Source organism: Bacillaceae bacterium S4-13-56 (assembly GCA_040191315.1).
Lineage (GTDB): Bacteria > Bacillota > Bacilli > Bacillales > JAWJLM01 > JAWJLM01.
Window position 1 is genome coordinate 1 of sequence record JAWJLM010000047.1, and the last position, 21,607, is coordinate 21,607.

24 protein-coding genes, 1 other RNA gene and 1 pseudogene are annotated in these 21,607 nt (G+C 36.5%); 8 read left to right on the plus strand and 18 right to left on the minus strand.

The window, feature by feature from the left end; genetic code table 11:
- Window positions 1–165: 165 nt before the first annotated feature.
- Window positions 166–552, plus strand: coding sequence for a reverse transcriptase-like protein (locus tag RZN25_12685; GenBank protein MEQ6377672.1), 387 nt, complete (start codon window positions 166–168; stop codon window positions 550–552).
- Here the strand turns inward: RZN25_12685 and RZN25_12690 are convergent.
- From RZN25_12690 to RZN25_12710, 5 genes are all read right to left on the minus strand, one after another.
- Window positions 539–844: a DUF6123 family protein gene (locus RZN25_12690; protein ID MEQ6377673.1), complete on the minus strand. Its 306-nt coding sequence runs from the start codon at window positions 842–844 to the stop codon at window positions 539–541. The genes RZN25_12685 and RZN25_12690 overlap by 14 nt on opposite strands.
- A 59-nt stretch (window positions 845–903) precedes the next feature.
- Entirely contained in the window at window positions 904–1,077 is a 174-nt protein-coding gene (locus tag RZN25_12695; GenBank protein MEQ6377674.1) for a hypothetical protein, read from the minus strand.
- 116 nt (window positions 1,078–1,193) lie between these two features.
- Window positions 1,194–1,691 carry an isoprenylcysteine carboxylmethyltransferase family protein gene (locus tag RZN25_12700; GenBank protein MEQ6377675.1) on the minus strand — a complete coding sequence of 166 codons (498 nt, stop codon included), beginning with the start codon at window positions 1,689–1,691 and terminating at the stop codon, window positions 1,194–1,196.
- Window positions 1,688–2,782, minus strand: a complete 1,095-nt coding sequence (locus RZN25_12705; GenBank protein ID MEQ6377676.1) for a 3-oxoacyl-[acyl-carrier-protein] synthase III C-terminal domain-containing protein — start codon at window positions 2,780–2,782, stop codon at window positions 1,688–1,690. Before RZN25_12705 ends, RZN25_12700 begins: the two co-directional genes overlap by 4 nt.
- Window positions 2,783–2,872: 90 nt before the next feature.
- Window positions 2,873–3,643: a glucose 1-dehydrogenase gene (locus RZN25_12710; GenBank protein ID MEQ6377677.1), complete on the minus strand. Its 771-nt coding sequence runs from the start codon at window positions 3,641–3,643 to the stop codon at window positions 2,873–2,875.
- Window positions 3,644–3,952: 309 nt separating this feature from the next.
- On the opposite strand from RZN25_12710, the gene RZN25_12715 reads away from it, so the two are divergent.
- The 3 genes from RZN25_12715 to RZN25_12725 are packed head-to-tail and all read left to right on the plus strand — an operon-like array spanning window position 3,953 to window position 6,289.
- The gene (locus tag RZN25_12715; protein ID MEQ6377678.1) at window positions 3,953–4,105 is read left to right on the plus strand and encodes a cytochrome c oxidase subunit 2A; all 153 of its coding nucleotides are present in this window, start codon (window positions 3,953–3,955) and stop codon (window positions 4,103–4,105) included.
- Window positions 4,106–4,127: 22 nt separating this feature from the next.
- Window positions 4,128–4,634 (plus strand): cytochrome c oxidase subunit II, encoded by a 507-nt coding sequence (locus RZN25_12720; protein ID MEQ6377679.1) that lies wholly within the window; start codon window positions 4,128–4,130, stop codon window positions 4,632–4,634.
- Window positions 4,631–6,289: a b(o/a)3-type cytochrome-c oxidase subunit 1 gene (locus tag RZN25_12725; protein MEQ6377680.1), complete on the plus strand. Its 1,659-nt coding sequence runs from the start codon at window positions 4,631–4,633 to the stop codon at window positions 6,287–6,289. Before RZN25_12720 ends, RZN25_12725 begins: the two co-directional genes overlap by 4 nt.
- A 53-nt stretch (window positions 6,290–6,342) precedes the next feature.
- Here RZN25_12725 and RZN25_12730 read toward each other — a convergent pair whose 3' ends face one another.
- The 6 genes from RZN25_12730 to RZN25_12755 form a co-directional block, all read right to left on the minus strand.
- On the minus strand, window positions 6,343–7,839 hold the full coding sequence (locus RZN25_12730) for a carboxypeptidase M32 (GenBank protein ID MEQ6377681.1): 1,497 nt from the start codon (window positions 7,837–7,839) through the stop codon (window positions 6,343–6,345).
- 11 nt (window positions 7,840–7,850) lie between these two features.
- Entirely contained in the window at window positions 7,851–8,978 is a 1,128-nt protein-coding gene (locus tag RZN25_12735; protein MEQ6377682.1) for a class I SAM-dependent RNA methyltransferase, read from the minus strand.
- Between the two features lie 325 nt (window positions 8,979–9,303).
- Window positions 9,304–9,684, minus strand: an RNA gene (gene rnpB, locus RZN25_12740) — RNase P RNA component class B.
- A gap of 73 nt (window positions 9,685–9,757) precedes the next feature.
- Window positions 9,758–10,057, minus strand: a complete 300-nt coding sequence (gene gpsB / locus RZN25_12745) for a cell division regulator GpsB (protein ID MEQ6377683.1) — start codon at window positions 10,055–10,057, stop codon at window positions 9,758–9,760.
- Between the two features lie 57 nt (window positions 10,058–10,114).
- On the minus strand, window positions 10,115–10,690 hold the full coding sequence (locus RZN25_12750) for an SLOG family protein (GenBank protein MEQ6377684.1): 576 nt from the start codon (window positions 10,688–10,690) through the stop codon (window positions 10,115–10,117).
- 127 nt (window positions 10,691–10,817) lie between these two features.
- A complete protein-coding gene (locus RZN25_12755) occupies window positions 10,818–11,174 on the minus strand; it encodes a CotD family spore coat protein (protein ID MEQ6377685.1) in 357 nt (118 codons plus the stop codon).
- A gap of 228 nt (window positions 11,175–11,402) precedes the next feature.
- Here RZN25_12755 and RZN25_12760 point away from each other — a divergent pair.
- Window positions 11,403–12,848 (plus strand): annotated as a pseudogene (locus tag RZN25_12760) (molybdopterin-dependent oxidoreductase).
- 249 nt (window positions 12,849–13,097) lie between these two features.
- On the plus strand, window positions 13,098–13,472 hold the full coding sequence (locus RZN25_12765) for a molybdopterin dinucleotide binding domain-containing protein (protein ID MEQ6377686.1): 375 nt from the start codon (window positions 13,098–13,100) through the stop codon (window positions 13,470–13,472).
- Window positions 13,473–13,511: 39 nt separating this feature from the next.
- Here RZN25_12765 and RZN25_12770 read toward each other — a convergent pair whose 3' ends face one another.
- The 4 genes from RZN25_12770 to RZN25_12785 form a co-directional block, all read right to left on the minus strand.
- Window positions 13,512–14,087 (minus strand): hypothetical protein, encoded by a 576-nt coding sequence (locus tag RZN25_12770; protein MEQ6377687.1) that lies wholly within the window; start codon window positions 14,085–14,087, stop codon window positions 13,512–13,514.
- A gap of 64 nt (window positions 14,088–14,151) precedes the next feature.
- Window positions 14,152–14,514: a DUF1798 family protein gene (locus RZN25_12775; GenBank protein ID MEQ6377688.1), complete on the minus strand. Its 363-nt coding sequence runs from the start codon at window positions 14,512–14,514 to the stop codon at window positions 14,152–14,154.
- 672 nt (window positions 14,515–15,186) lie between these two features.
- Window positions 15,187–15,465 (minus strand): hypothetical protein, encoded by a 279-nt coding sequence (locus RZN25_12780; GenBank protein MEQ6377689.1) that lies wholly within the window; start codon window positions 15,463–15,465, stop codon window positions 15,187–15,189.
- 101 nt (window positions 15,466–15,566) lie between these two features.
- A complete protein-coding gene (locus RZN25_12785) occupies window positions 15,567–16,526 on the minus strand; it encodes a DUF2515 family protein (protein MEQ6377690.1) in 960 nt (319 codons plus the stop codon).
- A 122-nt stretch (window positions 16,527–16,648) separates the two neighbouring features.
- On the opposite strand from RZN25_12785, the gene recU reads away from it, so the two are divergent.
- Both recU and RZN25_12795 read left to right on the plus strand, forming a co-directional pair.
- Window positions 16,649–17,227 (plus strand): Holliday junction resolvase RecU, encoded by a 579-nt coding sequence (gene recU, locus RZN25_12790; protein ID MEQ6377691.1) that lies wholly within the window; start codon window positions 16,649–16,651, stop codon window positions 17,225–17,227.
- Between the two features lie 23 nt (window positions 17,228–17,250).
- Window positions 17,251–19,845, plus strand: a complete 2,595-nt coding sequence (locus tag RZN25_12795) for a PBP1A family penicillin-binding protein (protein ID MEQ6377692.1) — start codon at window positions 17,251–17,253, stop codon at window positions 19,843–19,845.
- 34 nt (window positions 19,846–19,879) lie between these two features.
- On the opposite strand, the gene RZN25_12800 is transcribed toward RZN25_12795, so the two are convergent.
- From RZN25_12800 to RZN25_12810, 3 genes are read right to left on the minus strand one after another with little or no spacing between them, the layout of a single operon-like run.
- The gene (locus RZN25_12800; GenBank protein ID MEQ6377693.1) at window positions 19,880–20,200 is read right to left on the minus strand and encodes a hypothetical protein; all 321 of its coding nucleotides are present in this window, start codon (window positions 20,198–20,200) and stop codon (window positions 19,880–19,882) included.
- Window positions 20,197–20,862 carry an endonuclease III gene (gene nth, locus RZN25_12805; protein ID MEQ6377694.1) on the minus strand — a complete coding sequence of 222 codons (666 nt, stop codon included), beginning with the start codon at window positions 20,860–20,862 and terminating at the stop codon, window positions 20,197–20,199. Before nth ends, RZN25_12800 begins: the two co-directional genes overlap by 4 nt.
- A gap of 5 nt (window positions 20,863–20,867) precedes the next feature.
- Window positions 20,868–21,569: a DnaD domain-containing protein gene (locus RZN25_12810; GenBank protein ID MEQ6377695.1), complete on the minus strand. Its 702-nt coding sequence runs from the start codon at window positions 21,567–21,569 to the stop codon at window positions 20,868–20,870.
- Window positions 21,570–21,607 lie beyond the last annotated feature (38 nt).

The following is a 21,607-nucleotide window of genomic DNA, read 5'->3' on the forward strand; positions in this document are numbered from 1 at the left end:
AGAACATCACAAACTTTATCTTCGTTAATTAGTCTTCCTCAGGCAATGGCAATGAAGTCACCGAAAATGGCTTAATCGTGCTTGTTTTGTACTGTATTCAAGATAAGGGATGCTCATCAAATTACGTAAGCAATTAGTTGGAGAGGTTCACAAGGAGAAATGTAAATGATTGAGATTTATATTGATGGTGCAAGCAAAGGAAATCCCGGGCCAAGCGGCATTGGTATCTTCATTAAAAAACAAAAAGAAAACTATGAATATAGTCTTCTAATTGAAAATTGTAATAATCACCAGGCGGAATTTTGGGCATTTATAAATGCTCTAGAGATATGTATTTCTAATGACTGGATAGATATTCTTTCTATTCGAACCGACTCTAAAATTGTTGAAAAATGTATGGAATCAAAATACTGCCCGAACGATCAATTTAAACCATTATTCGATAAAGGTGTGGCGCTTATGGAAAAATTCCCATACGTGTTTGTGAAATGGATTCCTGAATCCCAAAATAAAAAAGCAGATCAACTTGCAAGAAAAGCTATCCATTCCTAATTTTATTTTGTTTTGTAGGTAACACTCCTCTTTTTTCCAAAATACGCCATGCTTGCTTTTTTGTTTTTGGTTTTTCTTGACTAAAAAGCTCTAGGATTGCCATATAATAACTGCCATCAAATTGGTACTTTATTCGGATCGTCGCACTAACTGCAACGATAACCCAAAAGTCAACGGCTCCCGTATATTGTTTTCCAAAATAGATAAACCGAATTTGATCATCCTTCAATTTGAATCCTTTTTCCCAAAGCTCATCCAAATAAATAGCCAAATTATATCCTTTGTTTTTCACACTCTCACCTCAGGTCTTCTCTACATACATAAAAGCCCGTACCGATGGTAGGGCTTCCACTACTTAGACATGACGACCTCTTCATAATGTTTTCTAATTTCTTTACTATTTAATGGGCGATTTCCTTTTAATAATTGAATGACATGGATGGCCCACTCTGATTTAATCTTTGCTAAAATATAAACAGTTAAAGTGACATATAGGAAAATAGTAAAACCGATTAATATAAACATAACAAACTCCCCTTTAGAGTTTATTGAAAATGATTATCACTTCTAACCGAATTATAACATCCTCCTCTTCCCCATTCAATCTCACTAAAGAGATTGTCATAAGTCCGACAAACTTTTCACAATATTGTTAAAGCTCTTTCTTCTGCAGGTATTCGAATGTATTTCATAATTAAAAAATGAAGAATCGGAAATAGAATGGATAAACTAAAGGCCTGAAATATAAAGGATATTACAAAAAATTCCAATCCTACAATCCAATAATTAGGATGATTGATCCAGCGATAAGGACCTTTCTTAATGAGCTCACTATTGGGAAGAATAATGATTTTTGTATTCCATCTTTCTCCTAACGTGTGAATACACCAATACCTTCCAAATTGAAGCAACAGAAATAGAAAAAACATTAATTTTAAAAATGGTGGTTTTTTCCCAACAAATGTTCCATCCTTTATAATCAATAAAAAAAAGAGGATATGTAATCCTTTGATCCCCTTATAATGGCTTCCTTCCACTTCGAAACCACCTAGTTGAATCATTTTTTCTTCATTTCTTTTGGCCAATCGCAGTTCTCCCAGCCGTTGAAAAACAAGAATGATATATAATAAAATTCTCATTGTACTTCTCTCCATTCTAAATCCATTAACTCAGAAGTAAAACCAGGACCAAGTGCTGATAGTAATGCTCGAGATCCAGCTGGTTTTTCATCTTCCATCCATTTTTTAAGTACAAACAATACTGTAGGAGAAGACATATTTCCATGGTTTCTCAACACTTCATATGAATATTTAAACTCACCATTTTCTGATTCCAAAACGTCCTCAAAAGCCTCTAGTACTTTTTTTCCACCGGGATGTGCCACGAAGAAATCAAAATCCTTAGAAGTCTTATTTATATCTTTCATAAATAAATGAGCATGATCTTTCCAAAAAGTACGTACTATAGTCGGGATGTCTTTAGAAAATACGACTTGTAAACCATCTTTATCGATGTTCCACCCCATCACATTAAGTGAGTTTTTAAGTGTCATGGAACTTCTTTTTGAAATATAAGGAAGTTCCTTTTTAGCATGTAATCTTAATTTGGACTTTTCTCCCACTACAAGAACCGCTGAGCACCCGTCAGAAAATAGAGCCGTACCAACAAGATTACTTTTTCTTAGGTCATTCGGATGAAACGTGAGGCTGCAAAGTTCTACACATACTAGTAGTACATTTTCGGTTGGATAAGCAGTAGCTAAATCATGTGCTAAACCAAGGCCTGATGCACCACCAACACACCCTAGCCCCCAAATTGGAATTCTCTGTATATCCATCCGGAAGGAATGCTGATTCATGACATGAGCATCAATGGTTGGTGTAGAAATCCCAGTACTCGAGACAAATATAATTCGATCGATGGATGAAGCCTCTATATTTTTGGTAAGCATCTCTGTATTAGTAAAGCAAGATTGGATAGCTTTCATCGCCAATTGACTTGCCACTTCATGATATAATTGATTCCTTTCATCAAAAGAGTGATTCTTATCAAACCATTCTTTCTGAACTGCGAAAGCACGGTTTTCGATTTGAGCATGATCAAAAACTTTTAGAAAGCGATCAATCCGATCTATCTTATTTCGGAATAAACTTTTTACCAAAGACTTGATTTCTTCTTGAGAATATTCATGATCTGGAAGGCTTGTTCCTATAGATAAAATATATGCCAAGTTTAATTCCTCCTTTTCCTTAGATTACCCAATAATAAACAAAATAAAAAAGCGAATCCTTTTTAAAGGAAACGCTCATTATAAAAGTGATTAAAATCCATAAATAGTCATTCCGCCGTCAACAAAAAGTGTCTGACCTGTTATGTAATTACTTGCTTCCGTTGCTAAGAAAACACCTGCTCCCACAAGTTCCTTAAGTTCTCCGATTCTTCCAAGAGGAGTTCGGTCACAAATTTCTTTTACATATTGCTCATTCTGAAGCAGCTCTTCTGTTAAAGAAGTGGGAAAATACCAGGGACCAATGGCATTCACGTGAATTCCATACTTCCCCCATTCTAACGCTAGAGTTTTGGTCATTTGTATAATTCCAGCCTTTGTCATCCCATAAACAACTCCTGTTCGCAGAGCTACGTGACCAGCTACAGATGACACCGAAATAATTTTGCCATGACCATTTTTACTCATTCGCTTCGCGGCCGCTTGCGAAAGAAAAAATGCACTCTTCATGTTCGTAGTTACAATCCTCTCCCACTCCTCCTCTGTTACATCAAGTGCTGGCGTCCGTATGTTCATTCCTGCATTGTTCACCCATATATCAATAGATTTTTCATTGGCACAAATATGATCTACTTCATTAATAATGGATTCATAATCCTTGACATCTGATTGAATAACATAGGCTTTACTTCCTATCTTTTCTATCTCTGTTTTTACTTCCCGCAATCCTTCTTTTTGTCTTGCAATAAGTATTACATCGGCACCTGCCTCTGCATATCCGAGAGCTAAAGCTTTTCCAATTCCTTTTGTTGCTCCCGTAATAGCTGCCAATTTGCCATCTAATCGAAAACTTGGTAAATACATAATTTCATCTCCTTTTGGCATTATTTTCAATTATATCACTTTTGATTTTCATTTCGCGATCCTGTGTTTTTTTTATAGTAAAAAAACATTTCGAACAACTTCTTTACTTTAAAAAATATATAAATTGTCACTTTTTCGTCACAATAAATCAAATTTATTTCTCTTAAAATCCTTAAAAACATTTGTATACCAACGTTTAACGGATTAAGTGAACATTTTGTGAAAAATGTGAATAAGTGATGGATTTAACGGATTTATCATGTAAGATGAAATGGTATTCGAATTTTGAAACGGTAAGGGGGAGAATAGATGCCTACTACAAAATTAAAAAATCAGGATCAAAAAGTAGAAGTTCAAGAACAAGAACCAGAACTTAAAGGTACTCTTTACGCCGTATTAGGCTTAGGAGCATTTATTATTATTAGTTGGTTCATTGTTTGGGGATTATTTGTTGGTAGATAAGTAGATTGGAGGGGGATAGAACATGCATTTACACAAATACGAAAAAATTTGGCTTTATATTGGCGGAGGATCACTTGTCATCTTTTTATTACTACTAGGGATTACCGCATTTATCAAAGGAACTGAACCACCTTCCCATATGGAGACCATTGATCCCAAAAATGTTCAGGCACATGAAACCTTTCAAGATGAAAATCTTGGACTTAAACAAATTGATGACCACCATTATGAAGTAAATTTAATTGCTTCGGCATTTAACTACAATTTTGGTACAGATGAAAATGGTACTTCTGTTAAAGAAATTCGAATTCCAGTAGGTTCAACCGTTCGCTTTACCGGGACTACAACTGATGTTATTCATGGATTTGAAGTGGCTGGCACGAATGTCAATATGATGTTGGAGCCTGGGTATATCAGTTCATTGGAAGTTACATTAGACAATCCTGGTACATATACCGTTGTTTGTAATGAATACTGTGGATTAGGTCATCACATGATGTACGGGAAAGTAGAGGTGTATGAAGAATGAGTTTAGGACTTCATGATTTTAGTAAAAAAGAAAGTAGACTTGTTTTAGCATTTATGTGGGTGGCCTTTGCCTCTTTATTAATTGGGGGACTAATGGGTTTACTTCAAGTATTTGTTCGGACAGGACAATTTAAACTTCCTTTTGGGATTGAATATTATCAGGTATTAACTGTACACGGTGTCATTCTAGGACTTGTACTTACTACATTTTTTATTATAGGGTTTCAATTCGCTTTAATTAAAAAGACACTAGGAATGACTGATAAGGAAAGAAAATGGGGATGGGTTTCTTTTTGGGTAATGCTAGTAGGGACCACTATAACTGCCATTACGATTCTATTGGGAAAAGCATCTGTTCTTTATACATTTTATGCACCTTTAGCAGCTAATCCTGCTTTCTATATTGGTTTAGCACTTGTTGTTGTGGGATCATGGATTGCTGTATTTCTAAACTTTGTACAATATTATAAGTGGAAAAAGCAAAACAAAGGAAAACCAGGACCACTTCTCGCCTTCATGGTTGTTGTGAATATGGCCATTTGGTTTATTGCTACTCTAGGTGTTGCGGCAACGGTCTTACTTCAATTTATTCCATGGTCATTGGGTATGGTAGACAGTATCAATGTTTTGGTAAGCAGAACCTTATTCTGGTATTTTGGCCATCCACTTGTTTATTTCTGGTTACTACCTGCTTATATGGCATGGTACGGTATCATTCCTAAAATTATAGGAGGAAAAATCTTTAGTGAACCGTTAGCTCGACTTGCTTTTATTTTATTCTTACTTTTCTCCATTCCAGTTGGATTCCATCATCAGTTAACAGAACCTGGTGTTAGTTCCCTTTGGAAATATATTCAGACGGTTTTAACTTTTGCAGTAGTCATTCCATCGTTATTAACTGCCTTTTCCATGTTCGCAGTATTTGAAACGACTGGTAGAGCAAAAGGTTATACTGGAATCTTTGGCTGGTTTAAAGGCTTGCCTTGGAAAGATGTTCGCTTCTTTGCTCCTATGATTGGGATGCTTGCTTTTATTCCTGCAGGAACCGGCGGACTTATCAATGCTTCCTTCCAATTAAACCAAGTCATTCATAATACGATTTGGGTAACAGGACACTTCCATCTAACTGTTGCGACTACAGTGATGCTAACCTTCTTTGGTATTTCTTATTGGTTAGTACCACATTTAACTGGAAGAGTTTTAGATAAAAAGACTAATAAACTAGGAATCATTCAAACGATTGTATGGACTGTTGGAATGTTCTTTATGTCTGGATCCATGCATATTGCAGGACTCCTTGGCGCACCAAGACGTTCTTCTTACTCTGATTATGGTGGAACAGAGCAGGCAGCTGAATGGATTGGATACCAATATGCTCAAGCTATTGGAGGAACCATTCTTTTTATTGGTATTTTGCTAATGGCGTATATCTTTATTTATATGCTATACTTCGCACCGAAAGGCGTGGAAGAGTTCCCTATTGCTGAAACTGAAAAGGATGCTCCTGAATCACCTGCTATCTTTGATAATTGGAAATTATGGATTGGAATAACTGTTGCTTTAATTTTATTAGCCTATACCATACCATTTATCGATATTATTCAAAATTCACCACCAGGATCTGAGCCATTTAGATCTATCATAGGAAATAGTTAAAGGAAGCCCAACTTGGGCTTCCTTTAACATTATAGCCTTACCTTGGCCTTTTATTAAAATTTGTAGATCTTCGAATATTTATCTTCTAGATAGTTCATAAGGTGGTCAGGATTAAGGGACTCTCCTGTTACATCTTTTAAAATTTCAAGAGGTTCTTTCATTTTTCCGTATTGATGGATATTTTCCGTGAGCCATTTTTTAATTACGGATAGCTTCCCTTGTCGGATTAACTCTTCAACGTGATGCTCTTCCTTCATTTTATCACGGAATTGAGCAGCATACATATATCCTAAGGCATACGATGGAAAATATCCAAAATCTCCTCCTGCCCAGTGAATATCCTGTAAAACCCCTTCACTATCAGTTGCAGGTCTAATTCCTAAGTATTCCTCCATTTTGGAATTCCAAAGCTCAGGTACATCCTTCACTTGTACTTCCCCACTGATTAGTGCTTTTTCTATTTCATAACGAATCATAATATGAAGACAGTATGTCAGTTCATCTGCTTCAATACGAATGAAGGAAGGTTTTACTTCGTTAATCATCTTATAAAACTCGGGTAGTTCGATTTCCTGAAAATCACTTGGAGCTATAGATTTAAACAGGTCATAGTTTTTCTCCCAGAAGGCGTTTGTTCTAGCAACAAAGTTTTCCCAGAATAAGGATTGGGATTCGTGGATACCCATGGACGTCCCTGTGGCCATTGGTGTGTTGATTAAGGATTGATCAATGTTTTGTTCATACAAAGCATGACCACCTTCATGGATGGTGCCAAAAACAGCTGTTCTAAAATCTTTTTCGTCATACTTTGTGGTTACACGAACATCAAAAGGATTTAACGAAATGGCGAATGGGTGAACTGTTTCATCTAGGCGCCCACTTGAGAAGTCGTATCCCATAGCTTTAAGTATTTCTAAACTAAATTTTTCTTGTTGTTGTTTTGGAAAAGGCAACAAGATTTTAGAAGAGTCAATCGCAACATCAGATTGTTGAATCTTTTGAACAAGCTCAGTAAGCTTTTCTCTCACTGGAGGAAACACCTCATCGAGAATTCGAACGGTAACTCCAGGCTCATACTGATCTAACAAGGCATTATATATATGATCCTCATATCCCCAATAATTTGCAAAACGACGGTTAAATTCCACAATTTTTTCTAAATAAGGTTCAAATAAAGAAAAATTATTTGTATTTTTAGCTTCTTCCCAAACGGACTCTGCCTTAGACCGTAACATGACGAACTCTTTATATTCCTGATCAGGAATCTTTTCATTTTTTTCAAAATCTTTTTTGGCAAGTTCAACAGATCTTTTTAAAATGGGATCATCGGTTTCTTCTCTTAACTCCTCCAAAAGACGCTTCATCTCATCTGAAGTTGATAATTGATGGACTTTTTGAGCAAACATTCCGATCACTTCTGAACGCTGTTCAATCCCTTTTTTAGGTGCTTTTGTTCGAAGGTCCCACGCCATTAAAGCAATAGCCTCTTCATACTGTTTCATTTCTTTCATTAAATTAGTAAACTCTTGCTTTGCTTGATCTTTACTCATTCCTCTTCCCCCTACTCTTTTTGACCAAAAAATTGATAATAATCTGTACGGATAAACCCATTAAATAGTTTTCGCTTTTTAGAAGCCTTTTGACCATATAGTTTTTCGAAATCTTGGTGAGAGGTCAGTATATAGACGCTCCAGCTTGGATATTGTTTCATTACTTCCCCTAACTCACGATACATTTCCTCTACAGCTTTTCGTTCTCCAATGCGTTCTCCATAGGGCGGATTTCCAATTAAGTATCCGTTTTTTTCTTTCGAAGAAAAGTCCTTCACCTGCATTTGCTTAAAGGAAATTAAATCAGCAAATCCTGCTTCTGCAGCGTTTTGCTTGGAAATTTCAACCATGCGATGATCAATATCCGAGCCAACAATAGTAAACTTCTGATCATAGTTTGCTTTCTCTTCTGCTTCTTCAAAAGCTTGCTCCCATACGCTGCGACCAATCCATCCCCAACCTTCACTTGAAAATTCACGATTGAACCCGGGGGCGATATTTTGCGCAATCATAGCCGCTTCAATCGGAATAGTTCCTGAACCACAAAAAGGATCAACAAATGGATCATCACCTGTCCAATTCGTAAGTAAAACTAGCGCAGCTGCCATGGTTTCCTTAAGTGGTGCTTCTCCTTGGCCTTTTCGATATCCGCGTTTATGTAGTCCTGATCCTGAGCTGTCGATCGTCAAAGTCGCTTTATCCTTATGTATAGCAATTTCAACTTTATACAAGTCCCCTGTTTCCTCAAGCCAAGAGGCAATCCCATGCTTTTGCTTTAATCTTTCCACAATAGCCTTTTTCACGATAGCTTGACAATCAGATACACTAAAAAGTTTTGATTTAACAGACTTGCCAACTACCGGGAATTCTCCATTTTCAGGGATATAGTCTTCCCATGGCAATGCTTTTGTTTGTTCAAATAATTGGTCAAAAGTAACTGCCTCAAATTCACCAATTAAAACTTTAACCCGGTCCGCTGTACGAAGCCATAAATTTGATCTGGCAATTCCGGATGGATCTGTTTTATATATGACTTTCCCATTATCAATAGATGGCTCATATCCTAAATTTTTTACTTCACGTGCAACTATAGACTCTAACCCCATGGGGGCAGTTGCAATCAAAGTCACCTCATTCATTGTCATTCTCCTTTCAAGAACACTATATCAAAAACAAACAAAGATAACACGCTAATATATACAGTTTTTCCATTAAACTAAGAAAAGCGCAAGCGCCCTCGATCATCGACGTAAGGCGGTGGACCTCATCGAGCGAGATATAGGAAACACGGTTCACGAAGTGAATCGATGTTGACTTATCGATGGAGAGGAGGGAACCGACTCTAGTCGATAGGGCGCTGGAGCTGGACAAATTTTATACTTTCCTATCTGTTAAAAAAGAACTCCTTCCTATTGGAAAGAGTTCGTATATAAGTACGTAAATGGTTTGTTTGACCTGTAAATGCTCTGTAAGCCATGTTCTGTACCTTCGTACTACAAACGGTGGTCAACCTTGTACTCCGGCTGTAATCATCTATCTACAGGCTATGTGCCTGTCCCCCTCACGTGTTCATTTCCACTGAGGAAGTGCCCCTACCTAATTTTGGGTTGCTCACTTGTGGGGTTTACCTCGTTCCACTCTTTATGTTTCCATAAAGACTACGTCACTGTGGCACTTTCAAGGTATGAAAACCATATCCAAAAGGACTTAGGTCCCCTCCCTGCCGTTAGCCCAAAAAGGACTACCCTGGCTTATGAATTCACCAGGCACAAACACTACAAGCATCTCAGCTTGTGTGAGCATGGACTTTCCTCTGCATGAAACATGCAGCGATTACTCGAGCATTTACTGTGTAAACCGTAAAATCAATACTAACATGAATTTATCATTATGTCATTGGTAAATATTTCTTTGAAAATTAATCAGAAAATTTATGACCGAAAACTGCCTTTTCAAGATTTGATAAACGTTTAAGGACATCATAGTTCACTTGTCCTTGCGGAGCAGCAGCTGATGAACGACGTGTTGATTGATCAGCTATTCGTTTCAATTTTTCATTTTCCTGCTTCAATCTCTCAATCTCTTGCTGAAAAACTTCATAATCTTGAATGACAACATCTAAAAACTGATCCACTTCTTCTTGATTGTATCCTCTAATGCCGACTTTAAATTCTTTATCTAATATCTCACTTCCATTTAATTGTATACGCTCTACCATTCATACTTCACCTCAATTAGTAACTTTTTTTTATTTTTTCAAAACCGTAACAATTTGTCAATTTCCTTTTCCCTTCAAAAAATCGGGATTCTCCCTTACTATATCCTCTGCCATTTCATTAAGGTCAAAAGGTGTAATAGTCATGACTTTATAATCAAGCCCTTTATTTTGCATGATTTCTACTTGTTTCATAAAATAATGAGGAGATCCATGAGTGTCCTCATCATATAGTACAAGACATCCATCACTTTTATGAATAAAAAATTCATCTCGTTGTTTAAACTGAAATGGTCCTATGTATTCTCTTTGATAAAGAAGCTGGTTGAAATCTGCCTGCTGCTGTATAAATTGATATATTTCTTTGTCCCCATCCGACCAATATTGGTCAAATTCTTTAAATGGAGGAATAATAGCTAGCTTAATGGGAAACACATCCTTTAAATTCACCACTACTTCTGCTGCCCAAAGCTCAATACCAGGTTGTCCAGATAATAAGACCCATTCCAGTCCCTCTTCAACCAAAGGTATCAATTTTCTTTTAAATGCTTCCTTAATTATTGTTATTTTTAGATCTTTATTAGAAAATATCCCCAATTCCTTTGCTTTATAACCTGTAATTACTAACGTTTTCATCTTTAGCATCCTTAGTTTTTGAGTATTACTAGTATCATTTTATCTTAAATTGTACAACTATAACAGTACTTTCTTATCTGCAAACAAAGGTTTGCTCTTATTAGAGCAAACCTTTGAGTGAATTTCATTATTTTTTGCGGAAAGGAGTCCCCATTCCTGGCGCTCCAGGAAAAGGTGCTGGACCTGCTGTGTTAACATTAGGGACAAGGCCTGGCATTGGACCAGTAACAGGTGGTGTTACTGGTGCAGGAGCTGGGTAAGGAGGAAAAGCAACTGAAGATTCGCTTCCCGTATTTACCACAGAATTTGAATATGGGAAGAAGTGTTTATTTTCCACATGGTGATGATTTACCACCGTAGTGTGAGTTGGATGAATATGATCTACTTCCTCATACGTGAAATTGTTATTTACACAATACTTTGTTGGATATACCACCTTTTTAGTAGGGTGACAATGATTCATTCCCCATGGTTTGTGATGCATGAATTTCCATCTCCTTTCTTGATAGGTTCACTAATAACCTATGAATAAAAGGAGAGACATGTACTAAGACAGAAACCTATTTTTAGACTAATACCTTTAATATTTGAATTAAAGGACTTTTAAGTGTTTTCTTATCATGTCAAAAATATTTTTTTGTATCAATTCACATTTCCGTCACCTATTCGGTCTATTGTTTGATAAAATAGGGTTGATAACGCTTTCAAAGGAGTGAGGAGATTGAATTCATCAGCACCAATTAAAACGATTTGCGGCTACTGTGGAACGGGGTGTGGTTTGTTAGTTGAAACTGAAAATAATCGAATTATGAAAATTAGAGGGGATAAGGAAGCCCCCGTTAATAAAGGTCAAACTTGTATAAAGGGGGCCTTTGCTTTCGAATACGTTCATTCAGAAAAAAGACTTACTCATCCAATGATTAAGAAAGATGGTACGTTTCAAAGGGCTTCCTGGGATGAAGCCTTACAACTAATTACTGAAAGATTAGGTAATATTAAAAATAATTTTGGTCCTGATGCTATAACCATGTTTGCATGTGCTCGTACAACCAATGAATCTAATTTTGTTACACAAAAATTTATGCGGACAGCTATTCAATCCAACCATATTGACGGTTGTAACCGAACGTGACACGCTCCTTCCGTTGCCGGTCTGGCAACCGTATTTGGTTCAGGCTTTCCAATGAATAATGCAGATGGATTTGACAAATCTGAGTTGCTATTAATCATAGGAAGCAATACTACAGAAGCCCATCCGATTATTGCTAATCGAATGAAGCAAGCTAGAAAAAAAGGTCTTAAAATCATTGTGATTGATCCTAGAAAAATAGATATGGTCAAATTTAGTGATGATCACCTTCAATTACGTGTTGGTTCTGATATTGCCTTATTAAATGCCATGATTCATGTCATTATAGAGGAAAATCTTTATAATGAATCTTTCATTAATCAATATACCAATGGAATCGAACAACTTAAAAAAGAAGTTGAGAAATTTACTCCAGAATTCTCTGAAACTATTACTGGTGTACCAGCTGAACAGATTCGTAATACAGCTAGAGCTTATGCTTGTGCCAAAGAAGCCATGATTGCCTATACACTTGGAATTACTGAACACCATTGCGGAGTAAATAACGTTTTTGGAATCTCTAATTTAGCTTTATTATGTGGCCATATTGGAAAAGAAGGGTCTGGTATTATGCCTCTTCGCGGACAGAATAATGTCCAGGGAGCTGGAGATATGGGCTGCCTTCCTAATATGCTAACTGGTGCACAACCTCTATCAGATTCAAAGGTAAGAGAAAGATTTGAAAACGCTTGGAGTGTTAAGCTTCCAACATACAACGGTCGAACTCAAACGCAAATGCTAGAAAAAATGGAAGAAGGCCAAGTAAAAGCACTATATTGCATTGGAGAAAATCCAATCTTGGCAGATGTAAATATGGATCATACAAAAAAAGCATTTAGTAACCTAGATTTCCTTGTTGTTCAAGATATCTTCATGACAGAAACGGCTGAATTAGCAGACGTCATTCTTCCAGCAAAATCATGGGGAGAAGTTGAAGGCACTTATACGAACACAGAGAGAAGAATACAACGTGTTAGAAAATTAGTCGATGCACAGGGAGAAGCAAGAGAAGATTGGGAAATTCTTTGCGACCTTTCTACTCGCCTTGGTTACCCTATGTCCTATGAATCTAGTGAACAAATTTGGGAAGAGGTACGTGAACTTGCTCCCCATATGTATGGAGGAATGCCGTACCAAAGACTTGAAGAAATGAATGGCATTCAGTATCCTTGCCCAGATGAAAATCATCCAGGCGTTGACTATCTACACGAACGTTTTCACGATCCTAATTATAATGGACCTAAGGCATCCTTTGTGCCAGTAACCTACACTCCACCTATGGAGGAACCTGACGAGGAATATCCGTTTGTGTTAACTACAGGAAGAAGATATGAGCTTTATAACACGCATACCCAAACAAAATATTATCCAGAAAAAATGAAGATCAAACAAACAGAGGAAACTGCGGATATTCATCCAACAGATGCAGAAAAACTTGGTTTAGAGAACGGGGATGTCGTTGAAGTAAGTTCCAGAAGAGGAAAACTTAACGTGAGTGTAAAAGTAACGGACCAAGTATCGCCAGGCTTAATTTTTATGAGCTTTCACTTTTCGGACGTTCCGACAAATATGTTAACTTTAAACGAATTTGATCCAATCTCAGGAACAGCAGAATATAAAGCTTGTGCTGTCAAAATAGAAAAAACAATGTAAAAGAAAAGCATCTCCATAAATGGGAGATGCTTTGTTTCCTCACCGCTGTTCTAAATCATTAAATAGTTCAAGTTGAATATGCAAAACACTTTCTCTAAGTTTTTCTAAATTGTATTTGTCAATTTCTACGATCTCCGTTCCATAACGAATAAAAGTAGGATAAGTCCGTTTATTTCTCACTTGAATTTGAGAAGTAATTTCCTTTTCTTGAACTCGTATATCCATACGATATGTTTCATCATCTGACAATACACACTGTGTAGCAAAACCAAAGCCCTTAATATTAAAATCAATCATTTGAACTGTGCCAACTTTCCACCATCCAGAGGAATCCCTTGCATAAACCACACCTTCTGTATGACATCCTAGTCTAGGTAACGTTCTTCGTTCTCCCTTATTTAAATCTAACTCAACTGGGGCATAGATAAATATTCGAAATCCTTTTTTCTGGAGAATTTTAGTTTCAAATTGGTAATGATAGAAGATACACTTCCACGTTTCATTGACTTGCACTTTTTGAGGATTATGTATTGTTAATTCAATAACTTCCCCTTTCATGTCAATGATTTGTCCAAGCACTACCTGATGATCTGATATAAGACGTACAAATTCCATAGTTGTCCCCCTATCCATTTCATTATAGGGTCTTTTCTGAGATTTTCATAGCTAGCTTTAAGTGCTAACTTAAGATTTGTCTAAGTTGCTGAAAGATATATTCTATAGAATTCTTTAATTCTTTATATCTTTTTTTAGGAACATCAATATAGTAACTATGCAAAATAAGAAGTTCTATATTTTCTTTCGTTTTTTCAATCTGAGTAGGATATAATTTACCTTCTTTTTTATTTTCTACTACCTGCATAGATTGGTTATACCATTGGTCTAGTTTTTCAAACAAAGGATCTGTTTCTCTTTTTACATAATTAAAAAAGGCTCGATCGTGACGATTTTCAGGCTTGTTTTGAGATAAAAAATTTTTCTCTAGATCATTAAAAACAATTTCAAATTCATTCTGTAAGTTAAGTATCTTCTTCTTGTCCACAAAACCACCTCATATTTAATGTTCCCACTATAATAAGAAAAGCGCAAGTGCCCTTGACTATCGACGTAAGGCGGAGGACCTCACCTCAGATTAAGGATCGTCGGCTAAAATCGTCACATCTCGTTATGACCTACATCGTGTAGGCCCAAAGGAAACACGGTTCAATAGGGCTCGCAGGATGCGAGTCCGTTCGGTGTTGCGAATCATTTTGGTGGGACGAGTAATCGCAGTCCCACCACGATGTCGGGGTTTTAACCGAACCTCCTTCATCGATGTTGACTTGTCGAAGGAAAGGAGGGAACCGACTCTAGTCGATAGGCTGCCCCTCGAAACAAGAAAATCACTTGTTTCTGCGAAGTACTCTAAGTAGCTTTCCTTTGCACGATTACTCGGGGCAAAAACTAAGATGATGACTAGAATGGAGCTAGACAGATTTTTTTCTTTATAATCTTCTGATAGGTACCACCCAAGGGTGCGACCTAAAAGCCCTTGAACCAATCGAACATTTACGGGCAACCAACCATGAAGCAAGCTTCATCAACAAGGATGAAATATTTCATATTTTTTTCATGGCATTTTATCCCCCACCTACGCTTTTCGTTTACTTAAGACTTGAGGAGGGGGATTAGTGCTTGTTCATACGGGCTAATTGCTAATAGTACAAAATAGAAATTAAGATGATCGATAGGATAATTGTTTGGATGCTAATACAGGGTGGGTAGAATCTTTTTTGTATTTCCGTTGTCCTTGCCTCCATTTTTCTTCTGCTAAACGAAATTGATCTGATATTTTTTGAATTTCAATTCGATGTTTTATGTAATAATGCAGAGAAGTCTCATCTGTTTTTTTCTTCAAAGTATCATCTAACTGATCTAACTTCATAGTTAAGTATTCAAATTCCCTCAGGAGAGCTTCCTTTGAAACAAATTCTACTTCCATTTCTTTTTTCATTATGAACCTCCTCGGTTTACAATATCTTTATCTTCCTAATTCTCCTCCCCTACTTCCTATCCCTCCTCCATGACAAAACTAGAAAAAACATTACAAAATCTCTAATTTATCGCGCTCATTATTTTTGTTTTTGCTAATTTATTTAAAAGAATTCGCTTCTTCACCATACTCTGACTGATGTCATCTGAAAGCGAAACTTTTTCTGGAGCCGACCAGCGAGAAGGTGGATCCAGCCACTTGTTCCAATCAATTTGCACGGTGTCATCATGGGTTATATCTGGATAAATATTTTGCAGATAATCAGAGTAAGGCAATCTATGATTAATATCCTGAAACTTAAAGTAATCTCTTCTAGTCCCCTTGTGAGGTTGTTCCTTAGCAAAACGAATAAATTCATTTTTGAGAGAAGGATAAAATAAGAGATGGTATAACCTTTTCCCCAATTTGATTCTTTTATATGGATTGGTAAAATGAGTTACATTTTGGCCATATAGTTCCCCAGTTAAAGTTGGAAATAAAACACTCGATAACTGTAGGAAATCCTGTATTAAATAAGGAAGTGTATGAAATATTTGGGTAAAATAATAAGACTGTTCAATAACTGGACCTTGAATGACCATCTGCTCGTTGACAATAAGGGCATATACTAAACGGTTTTTATCTCCGTTTTTCCAAAAATAATTCCATTCATTCATCATAAACGTTGAAATAGATAAGTAAGGTAGTAAATGAAACAGTGGCTCTCCCTTTTCTTTACTTTTCTCGTAGATTAACAATTGAGGATAAGCATCTTTAAAAATAAGCCAATTTGCCCTTTCATAAGTCATAAACAAACGGTTAGAATGTTTTTTTGAAAGTAGGGAACGAAGTGGATCAATGCGGAGATCCGTCATGTTCCATCCCGCATTTCTAGATACCATACTTGCTAAGAAGCTCCATCTCATCTCTGGATGCTTAAAGAAAAAATCTTGATACGACATACTTCTTGTAATATTATTCAAATTATATTCCGCTGTATGTCCCTTCATGTTCTCTATTAGTTCTAAATCACGAATTGTCATATTATCTCCCCTGTTTTACTTTTATTTTGACTTTAGACAAGTCTATTCATACCTTTAATCTAGGCATTAAATCTCGTGAACGAAAAAGTAAGATATGGTAAAGTAGACAAGGAGGGGAAATCATGAATTATCCAAATGGAAAAAAAAACACTTCAATTATAAAAGGACAAGAAAAGCAATCAAATTATAGTAATCGAGGTATGACCCTCGAAGAAGATATTAATGCAACGAATATTTATTATCGAGAAAATCAAAAAGCCATTATTCATAAAAAGCCAACGCCCGTACAAATTGTACAAGTTGACTACCCAAGTAGAAGTGCTGCTGTTATTAAAGAAGCATACTTCAAACAAGCTTCCACAACAGATTTTAATGGGGTTTATAAAGGCAAATATATAGATTTTGAAGCAAAGGAAACAAAAAACAAGACCTCCTTTCCACTATCCAATTTTCATGCTCATCAAATAGAGCATATGAAAGCGGTTGTTAATCAAGGAGGAATTTGCTTTGTCATTATTCGTTTTGCCTTCCATAAAGAAACTTTTTATTTAGATGCATTGAAACTATTTGAGTACTGGGATCGTCAATACAAGAATGGAAGAAAGTCTATTACCTATCAAGAAGTAAAAAATAATGGAATATTGATCCCTTTTCATTTTCAAGCAAGGGTTGATTATCTATCAGTTTTAGATCAACTCTAATATAGAATGGAGGAAGATGAGACATGGCAAATGAAGGCCAATCTCGTACAGCTAGAAGACAACAAAAAAAGAGCTTAAAGAAAGGTAAATTCAATTGGAAGCGTCTAGCCATTATCCTGCTAATTATAGGATTAACTTTGTTTATTGGTGTGGCTAGTGTGTTTTCTTATTATATTGCCACAGCCCCAGAATTAGATGTTTCAAAGCTTTCAGATCCCCTATCTACAAAGGTCTATGATAAAGACGGGGAATTAATTGCAGATCTTGGGGTACAAAAAAGAACGAAAATCGATTATGATGACATTCCCAAGGTTCTTGAAGATGCTGTAATCGCAACAGAGGATGCACGATTTTTTGAGCATTTTGGAATTGACTTACGAAGAATAGGTGCAGCTGTATGGGCGAATATTACTCAAGGATTTGGAGCACAAGGAGCAAGTACTATTACCCAGCAGGTGGTAAAAACAGAATATCTAACTTTTGATAAGAAAATAAAACGCAAAGTACAAGAACAGTGGCTAGCTATTAAGTTAGAGCAAGACTATAGCAAAGAACAAATTCTTACCATGTATTTAAATAAGATTAACTATGGTGGAAGTATTTATGGAGTATCCAAGGCTGCCGAAGTATATTTTAATAAATCATTGGATGAATTGACCTTATCTGAAGCTGCTTTATTAGCAGGACTTCCACAAAGTCCAAACCGTTATAATCCTTTTCAAAATCCAGAATTAGCCGAGAAAAGAAGAAATACAGTATTAAATCTCATGGTGCACCATAATAAAATTTCACAAGAAGAAGCTGATGAAGCTAAGAGCGTCCCTGTCTCTTCACTCATTGTAGGAGAGTATGATCAAGATATCCCTTATGATGCTTTTATTGAACAAGTATTGAATGAGGTAGACGAAAAAATTGAAGACATTGATGTTTATAATGATGGTCTTGAAATCTATACTACTTTAGACCAAGAAGCTCAGTCTTATGTTGAGAAGCTCTTAAGCAATGAAAGCCCAATAGAATATCCGGATAACGAATTCCAGGCAGGAATCGTTTTGCTAGATACTAAATCTGGTGCTATAAGAGCGATAGGCGGTGGTAGAAATAAAGGGGATGTCAATACTTCTTGGAACTATGCAATTAATGGAGAGGGGCGTCAACCTGGTTCTACTTTTAAACCTATCATTGATTATGGACCTGCTATTGAACATTTAAAATGGTCAACCTATCATCAGTTAGAAGATGAGCCTTATCATTGGTCTGACGCCGAAGGCAAACTTATTAGAAACTGGGATGATAATTACGAAGGACAAATGTCTATTCGAACAGCCATTGCACGTTCTCGAAATATACCAGCCGTAAAAACTTTTCAAGAAGTTGGTTCTGACAATGCCCGTGCTTTTGCGGAAGGCCTTGGTATTGGATTTGACAGTGGACAGATCTATGAATCGGATTCTATTGGAGGAGGAACTTTAGTTACCCCTCTTGAATTGGCTGGAGCTTATAGTGCCTTTGGAAACAATGGAATTTATCAAGAGCCCTATGCGGTAACTGAAGTAAAACTTATAAATGGGAAAACAATAGAGCTAGAATCAGAAGCATATACTGCTATGTCAGATTACACCGCCTATATGATTACTGATATGCTTAAAAGTGTTATGACAATGCCACGAGCGACCGGAACAGCATATAATATTCCCGGTCTACCGTTAGCTGGAAAAACAGGTACTACCAATGATGGTGCAGACTCATGGATGGCAGGATACACAACAAATTATACATTGGCCGTTTGGACTGGTTATCCAAGCTCTTCTCAAACGATAGAAAACGGGAGAAATATATCGAGAATTCTTTTTAAAGACATTATAGCCAAGGTATCAGAAGGTATGGAAACAAAGGATTTTGTAAAACCAAATAGTGTGAAGGAAGTTGCCATAGAAAGAGGAACTTGGCCCCCATTACTACCGAGTGATTTCACCCCACAGAACGAGATTATTTACGAGTTGTTTGTAAGTGGCCAAGAACCAAAGGAAAAATCACAAAAGTTTGATCAATTAGATCCAATTCAAGGATTAACTGCTACCTATGATGAAGAAAAGAAATCTATTCTTCTCGAATGGGAATATGAATCAGAGGTTACCTTCCCTATTGAGTTTTTAATCCGCGGAGGAAGAAAAGATCAAGAAATGAAAGACATAGGAAAAGTTGAACAACTTGGAGCTGAAGTCAAAGATGTGAAACCAGGTGAAACCTATATTTTAGAAGTAACTGTCATGAATAAGGATGATAATATTATGACATCCCAACCTGTTTCTACCGAAATTACTATCCCAGAGAAAGACATTATCGATGATCTTTTAGGTGATGGAGATAACGATGATGGCAATAGTGGGAATAATAACGATGGTGGCACCACCAATGATGGTACTGGAAATGATGGTACTGGTGACGGTGGTACTAACAATGACGATACTGGAAATGGTGGTACTGATGACGGTGGCACCAACAATGACGGTACTGGAAATGGTGGTGCCGAGAATGGTGAGACAGGAAATGGCGAAGGAGGATCCTCTGATAATGATGGGGATAGGAGAGGAAGATTGGGAGACTTTTTCCGATAAGTGAAAGTAGTGTAAAAAAAGCGAAGGCTCGGTTCTATCTACCTTCGCTTTTTTGCTTGAGTTTTTGAATGGATAATAATTTCTCTACTTCTGAAAATAAGGCATCCAATTGGATATATGAATGATAATGGTTCGGTCTAGCCTCTATAAAGGAGAGTCTTCCTTCGATATTTGGAGGGAGCTTCAAATAGGAACTATTGGTCTCTTCCAGCCATAACAAAGCTCTCTTAAAACTGTCAATGTGAATTTGCATCAGATTCCCCGCTTCAACATTCTCTCTTAATTGAAACTTTTCCCGAATAGATTCCCTTTCTTCATTCCATTTATCTATAGCCATATCGCTTGAATTGGTCATTTTTCTATCTTCCCCACTACTTTTTTCATTCTTTTTTGTCCCTCCCTACAATAATCTAGAACAGGACAAATCTCACATTGGGGTCTTTGAGCTTTACAATGATAACGTCCAAAGAAAATTAATCGATGATGAGTGTCGCTCCACTCTTCTCTTGGAACTTTTTTCATCAATGCTTTTTCAACTTCTAAAGGACTATCCTTCCACCTGGCAATCCCTAATCGTTTGGATACCCTTTCGACATGAGTGTCTACTGCAATTGCCGGTTCTCCGAAAGCAACAGACATAACCACATTTGCTGTTTTTCTTCCAACCCCTGGCAATTCTACTAATTGACTATGAGTCTGGGGAACCTTCCCATTGTATTGCTCAATTAGAATTTCAGAAAGCTTACGAATATTTTTAGCTTTATTCCGATAGAGTCCAATGGATTTTATGTCCTGTTGAAGTTCTTCTAGATCAACTGCAATATAATCCTCTGGTACCTTATATTTTTGGAAAAGGTCCTTGGTCACTTTATTCACAAGTGCGTCAGTACATTGTGCTGACAATACTACAGCTATTAGTAATTCAAAAGCATTCTCATGACGGAGCTCACACTCTGCATTTGGAAACATATGGGCAATTTTGTCTAATACTTCTAATGTTTGTTGTTTTGTTAACATTTTTTCTACTCCCCATCTTTTTCCAACCAATTGTAGTAAAAGGATACATCGCGTTTAACTGGTTCATCAGACGTAATAGTTTTTTGATTACTCTTTTGATGAAAAGCATGGCTTTGTTGTCTTGCATCCTTAACCGTTCGAATTCCTTTTCTTTTCCACTCAAAAAGGATTCGATCAATATATTTTAAATTCATCTTACCTAACAACACCGCTTCTCTTAGTGCGGCTTTGATTAAGACTGGTTCATACTCTTCCTGATCAAGCCACACATTGATCATCTCAATCTCAAAAGGGGAAAGTGTGCGGCCAAACTCCTGTTCAAACAATATAAAAAGGTTGTGCTCTCCTTCGTCTTGTTTTGGTTGAATTTTATCTTCTTCTTTTTGACCATACAATTTTTCCCATAGGGGTAGTAGGGAATACTTCTCTTCTATTTGTTTTTCATTTCGGTCTTGAATAATTTTCAAATATCCCTTTTGGATTAAATTGCGTAAAAGCTGTGAAGCTTCTTGATCTCCAATATTTAAACAACCTGCTAATTCACTAGGCGTCGGAAACATATTTCCTTCTGTTTGAAAACGATGAAGCTGTAAAAAAAGAATTAGCTCTGTTTCGTTTAATCCAAGGGAGGTATATGATAAAAGTAATTTTTTAGGAAGTGTCATTTGGTCTTGTACCATTTTTTCTAATTCGTTCATATTTTTCATATTCCTCACCTCATTTTTTGAGTAGCATTACTATATTA